8 protein-coding genes are annotated in these 9,980 nt (G+C 32.8%); 7 read left to right on the forward strand and 1 reads right to left on the reverse strand.

Annotated elements, in window-relative coordinates; translation table 11 throughout:
• Together BMY18_RS21220 and BMY18_RS20360 are read left to right on the forward strand one after the other, a co-directional pair.
• Positions 1–1,348, forward strand: a 1,348-nt coding sequence (locus BMY18_RS21220; RefSeq protein ID WP_092458358.1) for a hypothetical protein, incomplete at its 5' end; no start/stop codon positions are given.
• The gene (locus BMY18_RS20360) at positions 1,329–2,285 is read left to right on the forward strand and encodes a hypothetical protein (protein WP_092458361.1); all 957 of its coding nucleotides are present in this window, start codon (positions 1,329–1,331) and stop codon (positions 2,283–2,285) included. The genes BMY18_RS21220 and BMY18_RS20360, both read left to right, overlap by 20 nt.
• Before the next feature lie 171 nt (positions 2,286–2,456).
• Here BMY18_RS20360 and BMY18_RS21225 read toward each other — a convergent pair whose 3' ends face one another.
• Entirely contained in the window at positions 2,457–2,621 is a 165-nt protein-coding gene (locus BMY18_RS21225) for a hypothetical protein (RefSeq protein WP_170841525.1), read from the reverse strand.
• A 1,498-nt stretch (positions 2,622–4,119) separates the two neighbouring features.
• On the opposite strand from BMY18_RS21225, the gene BMY18_RS20370 reads away from it, so the two are divergent.
• The 5 genes from BMY18_RS20370 (at position 4,120) to BMY18_RS20390 (ending at position 9,266) form a co-directional block, all read left to right on the forward strand.
• Positions 4,120–4,416, forward strand: coding sequence for a hypothetical protein (locus BMY18_RS20370; protein ID WP_092458366.1), 297 nt, complete (start codon positions 4,120–4,122; stop codon positions 4,414–4,416).
• Between the two features lie 66 nt (positions 4,417–4,482).
• Positions 4,483–4,668, forward strand: coding sequence for a hypothetical protein (locus BMY18_RS20375; RefSeq protein WP_092458369.1), 186 nt, complete (start codon positions 4,483–4,485; stop codon positions 4,666–4,668).
• A 703-nt stretch (positions 4,669–5,371) separates the two neighbouring features.
• Positions 5,372–6,037 (forward strand): ABC transporter ATP-binding protein, encoded by a 666-nt coding sequence (locus BMY18_RS20380; protein WP_092458372.1) that lies wholly within the window; start codon positions 5,372–5,374, stop codon positions 6,035–6,037.
• Between the two features lie 18 nt (positions 6,038–6,055).
• Entirely contained in the window at positions 6,056–8,653 is a 2,598-nt protein-coding gene (locus tag BMY18_RS20385) for an ABC transporter permease (protein WP_092458375.1), read from the forward strand.
• A gap of 238 nt (positions 8,654–8,891) precedes the next feature.
• Entirely contained in the window at positions 8,892–9,266 is a 375-nt protein-coding gene (locus tag BMY18_RS20390) for a tyrosine-type recombinase/integrase (RefSeq protein WP_092458378.1), read from the forward strand.
• The last annotated feature ends 714 nt before the right edge of the window (positions 9,267–9,980 follow it).

The following is a 9,980-nucleotide window of genomic DNA, read 5'->3' on the forward strand; positions in this document are numbered from 1 at the left end:
GCCAGAAGATTATAAAAAAGTGGCTGAATACGTTTGTAAAGATAAATTAAATCTTTCTCCTTCAGATGAGTTTCTTAACAATATAACAGCTATGGTGAAGGAATATTGTGATACAAGAACGGATAAGCCTAGCTTATCTGATATGAAAGAAATGGACAATCTTATAATCGACTGGGTACTGGATGTTTATCGGAATTTTCATGTAAATTTAATGGAATATGCCCAAAACATATCATACAATTTTTATGATAGATATATCCAAATGGAATATGACGGTTCTACAGAAACGCATTACAGTATTAACAAATATGATTATCGGTATCAAGACAATCCTTTTAATATAAACGATATATACGAAAGAAATAAGCACAGAGAGTTTGTTTTTGATCATAAAGGTGAACTCGAAATGCTGATTATGTATTATTGGCTATTTGAGGATGTTAAAGATCCGGATTATTGGCCAGAGTATGTTACTTTATGTATAACTAATGAGAGAGTAAATCTAGCGAGTCAAAAAAGAATTTTGAAGCCTGTATCTGTTTCAGGGCTGGACTATCCGAGCGAAATTACAACTAATATAAAATTTATTGAAACGGCTAACGGCATATTAAAAGAAAATCCTGGAGCAAATTATATCCTCTGCATAACATATGACAAGATGAATGCTGATGCTATGTGGAAAGATAAAGATGCTTTGGATATTATGATATCTAATTTGCATGCATGTTTTAAAGCATTTGGAGCACCGCAATTATTGGAATTTATATCTCCATACAGTACACCAGATTATAATGAGGAAGCTTTTTTCAATAAGTATCAGTTATTTGAAAAAAGCATGCGCAGATATAATAAAATGAAAATTGCCATCATAAATGGACATACAAAATCCAATAAAGGTAAAAGTTATTTATATTCTACTATAGAAGATATTGTTCGACTGAGAAATACATGCAAAGAAATGAAGCTACAGTTAAAGTTAGCCGTGGACTTGACAGACCGAAGTGGAAAAAATTCACTAAAATCTAATATAGAAGATATGGTAAATACTCTTGCAACCATGAGAAATTTTATTTTGGGACTTCATATAAATGATATCAGTTCATGGGGAAGAAATAGCCATATATATGAAAATGATAAAAGGCATGAATATATAAATACTATGGATTACCCGTCATTATCAATGTTAATGGCAGGCCTATCGAGTGTTCTTCAAGATAGTAGAGAAAGATACTTTATACCAAATCATGTTAAGAACTCAGATGCATTGGAAATTCTGATAGATACACTCTATCGTGGAGGATGTTATTTTGAAAGCGGGGTAATTAACCTTGAAGAAGAACGGAATTGATAAAGTCAATATTGAAAATGACGATGATTACGAAAAATGGTGTAAGCATCTAAATGTTCATTTGATAAGGAATCAGTATAATTCTTTGATTGATGAGCACAATAAAGAAATTGAAAAGCACCGTTTACATGAAAAAGAAAAATATAAAGATTATATGTCATTTGAACTGCAATACAAATTGAAATATTCAAGATTTCAAGGAAATATACCAGTACTTAATATTGAAGTTTCTGAAAAGCAGAGAACGAGAACTTATACTTTCATGGATTATTTTATAGAAGCTATACAAGCGATTGGCGGCTCAATACGGGTGGATAATCATAATAATGACAATACTGTAATTAACTTTCCATATTGTACTCTTGAATGTTCGTTGTTAGAAACTAAGTGCAGGTATAAGGATATGAAACCAGCAGGTGTGAAAACAATGAAGCCATCATATGATTTTGTGGATTCGGGAGAGTTGGAATTTAGAATATATTCTATTAATAAAAGTAAAGTGAAACTTCACGAGTTAATTTATAAAGAAGATACTATCTCATTGAAAGACCAGATTATAGATATTTTTATTGACTTGCGGGCCGTATTAATTGAAATCAGCAATAAAAATAGAGAAGAAAAACGTTTAGAAAATGAAGCATATGAAGAAAGCAATAGGAAGTGGGAGCTGCAACAACAAAGGGAAGAGGAAGAAGCCGAACAAAAAAAGTTACAGGATTTACGAATAAAGCATCAGGAAGCGGTTCAGAAACATTTAGAAAAATGGGAACACATTAATGAGGTAGAATCATATTTAGTAGATATCAGACTCAATGCAGCAAAGCAACCAGATGATGTAAAACTAATAATGAAACAATATTGTGATTATGTTGAGATGTTGTTTGATAAAAAGGCTTTTATTGCAGATATTATTGAATTTACAGAAGACAATTTCTGATATTAGCTAAGGTAAGGATAATATAAGATCGCCTTTTCACATTAAAGGCGGAGGCGGTTTACCATCATTAAATGTTATATATGACACTCCTGAATTTTCTAATTGGAAGAAACCTATATCAAGTTTCTATAATAGGAGTTCTTTTGTACAAAGTTGTTTAGTAGTAAAAGATTATTTTGTGGGGGTCAAACCAATCATATGGTCAATTAGTTTTGCTGTTGCGTGCGGTATATTCACTTTGCTTTTTTTTGATAATGCAGTTGATAAACTCAAAGAAGCGTTAAATACGGTTGGAAATGAAATACTTATTACTTCTAATGACATCAATTCTGTCATCTCAAGCCTTGTCGAAAGTTTAGTATTGATATCGAAAAAGTGAGATCTGGAAGCGTTGAGAATAGTGGGCTTCAATGATTCGGTAATATAAAAGTTAATAATTCGATTTAATTCTATCCCTCGGTATGTGTTTGCGGATACAGGAGTGGATTGTCTTATACAGAAAGGGAGCTAGAAGTATATGCAAGGAAAAAGGAATTTAATTATTAAAAATGTGATTAAATAAGGAAGAGTTAATCTACTTCTTTATTTTTTTAAATATTTGCATAAAAACCGGGACACTACCCCCTGATTTTCGGCTTATAAGTATAGGGGTAATTTTTCCTCCTGCTGAAAGCGGAAAATCAGAATCAAGGTTCTGGTGATTAAGTTTTGGCACCTGAACCTTGACAACTTCATATCGAGTGTAAGAAACAAAAGTCAAACACACTTAGTTGAAACCAGAGTAGCAGAATTAGCTTTGGGATCAAACGTGATTCATCTGTAGATTTGCCGTGATATACCTGCTGGTTAACCAGTTCAAGCAAGGTATCGTAATAGAAGAAGCAAAAGGTAAAGAGCGAACCAGATGGATGTAATGTTATTGATACACATTGCAAAGCTTTGATGGATAATGAAACAACTGCTTAAACAAGCAGCCGGGTGGTACCGGAGCATAGCATGTCGTGTAAGAGCGATATGTGATGCTGTGATGGAAATCATCAATCCTAACTTACATGTTTCCCGGTCTATGGCAGAAGTATTTGCGATAGATGATGCACGGGGTAGAGCAAATTAAAAAAGTGTGGCCAGTCCATAGTAATACTGGACATCCACACTTGCATATATATTATTAGAAGCATTACAACAAAGATTTACCACTAACTTATTTAATGAATGAAGGGTCTCATTTTATTCAATGAATGAAGGGTCTCATTTTATTCGATTGATAATTTCAATAAATGAGTTAAAATTTATCAATTCACCAGAGACCGCAGAAACACTATGATTTCTGGTGAGTTGATAACGCAAACGTAATAAATACGAAATTTTTTTTTAGTCTTTCCTTGACACAAGCAGAAAAGGTCAAGGCATATTTGATTAATGGGGCTAGGAATCTGCCTGGGTTTACGGAGTGGCCGAATCCTGAGATGGGGTGGGGGGCACTTTGCGTGAAGGATAGTATACCAGGGTGATTATGTTTACTGCAGTTTCTTAAATTTTACCCCTATACTTATAAGCCGAAAATCAGGGGGAGTGTCCCTCATTTTTGAAGATTTTATAAAAAGTTTATAATTTAATTATCTAAAAGCGTACTCACAAATGACATAAAAGGTGTACTCACAATTAATGGACATTTATTTGTTGCAATTACTGTATATACTATTCATAAAAAACAAGGAGGATTTTTATGAGAACAGTGAATACGGTAATTGCAAATATTGAGCGCATTATTAGATTTTCAAATAAGAAACAGGAAAATGCGGGATATAGTAATACTAACAGACACAGATAGTATGTGATTGATGATAAGACTGTATGGACATCACCAAAAGTCTTGAAGATTATCAGGAACCAAAGGTATGCTGGCGATAAGATAAGTAATGTCAGAGTACGTACGAAAATTACTAAGCAAGATTGTGATATGATGAGTACGATGGTTGAATTGATACAAAATCATATTAAGCTGCTGTTTAATACAGAAAAGCTTATTAGAGACTTGAAACAGAAGATATATAAAGAAAATAAAACTGAAATGACGGTAGTTGATGCAGATAATGCGATGAATAAAATGCAGAATGAAAAATTGAATTAGTACGAAAGAAATCGGTAAAAGCCAATTTCAAAGGAAGAGTATGTATTACGTAAGAAGCAGCTTACAATGCAAATTGAAGAACTGGAAGAAAGAAAATTAAAAATTTGCAATGGAATTGGTGATAGAGAAGAGCGCAAGATATTAGAACAGAAAATGAGTGACTTAATAGGTAAATGCAAGAATGTATTGTCTATTCATAAGACCGAATCGAAATCAAATGGAAATATCAAACTGAATTTGAAAATTTGCTGATGCAGTTGCTGAGCAGAGGGCTGAGGATAAGTAGTGGTAGTAGGAGACGTAGAAATACGTTTCTTTTTGTGTAGAAAGGGAGAAATCCAATATGCCAACGGTACCAAAGAAGATAAAAAAGGAACGTATTCATGCACACGGAGGTTGTTTTTAAAAGAAATAATTAGCACTCACGTCTTGTTAGAGCGTAGTTGCTGTTCTCTTACGTTATCAGGTCTCATAGGCTCCTACTTTAGGGGCTTTTGGGACTTCTTTCTTTTTATCAGGTGTTGTCTGGCGTTATGTAAGAATAATAATGAAGAATTAAGCGGCGACAGTAGATCATATTAGTGCCGCTTATTCGATAAAATGGAAGAATTTTTATGGAAGTAAATGAAATAGTATTGATTCATGTGAATAAAGTTGTTAAATTATTCCATAAATAGTATAATTGTAACTAGATTATACATTTGTTTTATGAGGAAGAACCCTATTATTAACTGTAATGATTATAAAAATGGAAATATTATGATACCAGGTGTCCCATTTTTATTATGTTTAAAGGATGGTAAAGTAGTGGATTATTATACTGGAGATTTACAAATATTAAATTTTTTGAAAATTGATTATACTTATTATTTAAAGGAAGATATACAATAAATTTTAATTTATATTGATTTATATTTATCAGAAACTAACATAAAAAAATTGGAAAGGAAATATTATGCAGCTAATAAAAGGTGTAGGTTTAAAGAAAACTTATCAGACTGGAGGCATAAGAATATTGGCATTAGATGGAATAGATCTTACTATGGAGGAAGGAGAATTCCTAGCGATTGTAGGAACCTCGGGAAGTGGAAAAAGTACCCTTTTAAATATACTTGGTGGCTTAGATTCTCCAACAAATGGTTATGTTGAAATCCGTGGAGAAAGTCTCAAAGATATGAGTCGTGAGGAACTTACGATATTTCGGAGAAGAAACATTGGATTCATATTTCAAAACTATAATCTGGTTTCTGTCTTAAATGGTTATGAAAATATTGTACTCCCATTAAAATTAGATAATGCTCCAATTGTTTCATCTTTCGTAGAAGAGATTGTAGAAGCTCTGGAAATCGAAAACCAGCTATATAAAATGCCAAATGAAATGTCTGGGGGACAACAGCAAAGAGTTGCAGTGGCGCGCGCCTTAGTTACTAGACCTGCACTTGTATTAGCAGATGAACCAACTGGAAATCTAGATTCTAAAACAAGTAACAACGTGATTCAGTTAATGAAGCATATGGCAGAAAAATTTCATCAGACAATTGTAATCGTAACGCATGATGGGGAAGTTGCAAAAATGGCAGACCGCTGTATTCGAATTGAAGATGGAAAAGTTTGTAAGTAGGACAGAGGGGCTAAACTAATGAAGCAAAACAAAAAACAGGTGATTTGGGAATTAGCAAAGGCAAATGATAAAAAAAATCGAAAAAGTAATATAATATATATCATTGCAGTGGCATTGGCCGTGATGTTATTATTTTCTGCATTTAGCATTGCAAAAGGAAAAATAGATACAGATTCTCTAAGAAATATAAGGAAAGCAGGTATTGCTGCAAATGTTTTTTTACAAAATGGAACAAAAGATCAGTATCAAAAATTAAAAGAATTAAGTTATGTAAAAAGCGTAGGGGTGCAAAAGACATTTGCAGGGATTTATGATAATACAAATGACCTTTTATGCTATTGTTCGATACTCGATATGACAGGCTATAAAGATATGTTGAAACCTGCATGCACGAGTGTTTTTGGAATGTATCCTCAAAAAAACAAAGAAATTTTTATGTCAAGACGAGCGTTAGAAGTCTTAGGAATACAAGAACCTAAAATTGGAATGAAAATAGAATTAGGATTGGGATGGTTTGATTGGATGACCAACAAAGAACATCAGGATACATATCGTTCCAATTTTATATTATCTGGTTACAACACCGATTATAACGATATAATGCAAAATGTACCAAGTATTTATTTCTCAGAAGAGTTTTTGGAAGAAAATGGAATAAAGATGTTTCCTGCGAAATTGTTGGTACGGACAAACATTGATTTTTTAGAAAGTTCTTATATAGAGACACAACTTTATCAGGATGTTGAAATGAAAAATGAATATCAACAATTTGTAGTTGAGGAATCTTCTGTTTCTCGTGCCATGGCAACTTTTATTGGGGGATTTGAGATAGCGGTAATATGTGCAATGATTATTTGCATCAGTGCGTATCTTTTGATTTATAATATTGTTTCAATTTCATTGGGTCGCGAAATAAGGCAATTTGGATTACTTGAAACGATAGGAATGACAAGAAAGCAATTGCGAAAAATGGTGTATCTGCAAAGCTTTATAAAAAGTATTTTAGGATGTGTCATCGGCGGTATCCTTGGAATTCTTGTGCAATTCCTACTCATTCAAAAATTATTAGAAAAGGTATGCTTGGAAGGATTTGGGAGCGCTAATGGAATGAATACATTTTATGGTGGTATTCTATCATTTAGCGTTGTATTTGTATTTGTATTTTCATTCTATGCAAGTACAAGAGCCATAAAAAAGTCAGGAACATTTCGGCCCATAGAAGCAGTAAAATATCAAGAAATCGATACTACAAAACGGAAAAAGAATTGCACCCATCCAAGGAGCAAGACCCGAAATGGTGCAGAAATTTCCCGTATGGCATGGCGAAATTTGATGCGGTCTAGAACAAAATTTGTAGTAACTATGCTTTCGATGACATTAGGGTGCGAGGTTGCGCTTGGTGCCGTCGTATTGGCAAAAGGCACGGATACCATTCATGAGTTAGAACAAAATTACGATTTTGAAGTCGGTATAGAAGAAGATACCGTAAATGGATATTTAGATGCAATCAAATTTGAAAATAGTGAACAAGAGAATTTGTTTGCGGATGAGTATGTTAACGATATTGCCAAGATTGCAAATATTAGCAAAGAAAGTTTACAAATATGTCAAGGTGGATATGGATTTATTGCTACAGATTTAAAAGATGGGTTTGCTCCAAGATTAAAAGTTTTAATTGGGGAAAGTAATTATAATAATTATGTAACTGTTCAAATTTTAAGCAAAGATTCACTTGAGAATATTGAGACTTACGTACAAAATAAGGAAATAGGTATTAATATTGAGGCTGTAAAAAAAGGAACTGGAGCATTACTGTTGCATAAAAATGAACTTTCCTCTAATTTGAATGCAGAGGTAGCTGATACATTGGGCGAAAGCTTTACTTTTTATCAAAGTTATGTGGATTATGCAGAGAAAAAAAACAGTACAAGTATCACTTGTGCAGGTTATCTTGACACCGCAAAAAAAGCATTTCCAGATTTGGATTTCACTTATAGTGGCAATGGTATTAATTATCTGGTAGTAAGCGAGAAAGGGTTTCAACAACTTGGATTTAATAAGCAGATTTTTCATATTTCTTTTAATGTGATGGATGCAGAAGAATCGACGATAAAAGAACAGTTGACGCAATGGGCATCAAAGATAAATAAAAAAAATAAATATCTTTTTTATGTCACAGCAAATTCAGATACTATTGCATCGGCACAAAATTATATACAGGCAAGTCGGATGGTTATGGAGGCATTAAGTATTATTTTACTTTTTATGGGAATTATGAATTATATTAATACAAGATTTGCGGATTTTTCGGCACGTAGGAAAGAGTTTGTCATTATGGAAAGGATAGGTATGACAAGAAGACAACTGCAAAAAATGCTGCTATTGGAAGGCAGTTATTTTTGTTTAATATTAATAGGTATTTTATTGAGCATTGGAAGTTTTGGATTATTGTGCCTCGGAAGATTTGTTAATCAAAATTTGTCTTATTTTAAATTTTACTATCCAGTTGGTGCTATAGGTATCTTATGTTGTTGTCTAACTTTCATCTGTATTTTGTTGCCAATGTTATATTTTAGAAAGGTGGAGTCAAAGAGTGTTTTGGAAGAATTGAAATGAAATTTTAATAATCATTATATTACATTGGAATAAAATCATAAGTACACTTTTGAGTATAAAGCACCTAAGTTAACAAAAATTAAATTTTGTGATGTGAGTTGTTGCAAATGTTGTATGCAATGTGTTGTGAACGGTAAGTGGTGCCTGGATGAGGTAGACTAAAACTGGTGATCGTATAATTCCTATGTTACAAGTAGTGTGAAGAGCATTTGATCAGCAATGAGAGTATCATCATTTAATGCTTGAAATTGATCGTGATGTAACCGTGGAGGGCTATAAAGAATTCTTTTTTGTTAGTAAAAATGGCAGACCATTACAACCAAGTGCGATGAATGATATTCTTCTCAATATTGTGAATGCTTATAATAAACAAGAAATGGAGCGGGCGAGTAAGGTTCGCAAAAATCCGCATCTAATGCCTTCAATTTTAGCTCATACACTTCGTCATACTAGATGTACTAGAATGGCTGAGCGTGGAATGGATGTGAAAGTATTACAGCATATTATGGGACATTCTAATATCGCGGTGACAATGGACGTTTATAATCACATCATAGATATGCAAAGAGTAGAGAAAGAAATTAAAAAAATGGATGACTTGATGGCAGTTTAGAATATTTCACACTAAATAGAACTAAACAAAGCAAAATGAATACTGACACCAATTAATGCAGATGGTGTAAAAGTAAAATAAACGACATTTATGATAAAAAGAAGAATCAAGAAACCCAGTGGTTATGCGGGTGTATAGATTTTGTATAGATTTTCAAAAAAAATAGCACTGTCGTCTTGTTAGAGCAAAGTTGCCGTTGTCTTACGTTATTAGGTCTCATAGGCGCCTATTTTGGGCGCTTGCGGGACTCTATTTGTTTCATCAGGAGTTGTCTGGCTTTATCTAAAAGCATTTGAATGATGTAAAAATGGTGTAAATATAATAAATAGGAAAAATATGAAGGAGAAGAATATAAAGACGATTTTTTGAATATAAAGAGTCGAAAAAGTCGAGATAACAAAATACGTACGAATATATATCAGAATAGGATTATTACAACATATATCCTGATTGTGGATGCCGTATAAACTATGCAAATGAAGATGGAAATGGTTTCTGTATGGACTGTGCATGGAATCATTAAAAATATGACTGAACAAGGAAGAGTTAAATATCTTCTTTGTTTTTTAAAAAAAAAATTCACAAAAAGCGGGACACTACCCCCTGATTTTCGGCTTATAAGTAGAGACTAACTATTAAAAGTCAAGTCTTAAACTAATATTTTTTGATAGAGAGCGGATATGCATTTTAGGTATATTTGAACATTGAAAACTG

It is taken from the genome of [Clostridium] fimetarium, assembly GCF_900111235.1.
GTDB classification, from domain to species: domain Bacteria; phylum Bacillota; class Clostridia; order Lachnospirales; family Lachnospiraceae; genus Clostridium_N; species Clostridium_N fimetarium.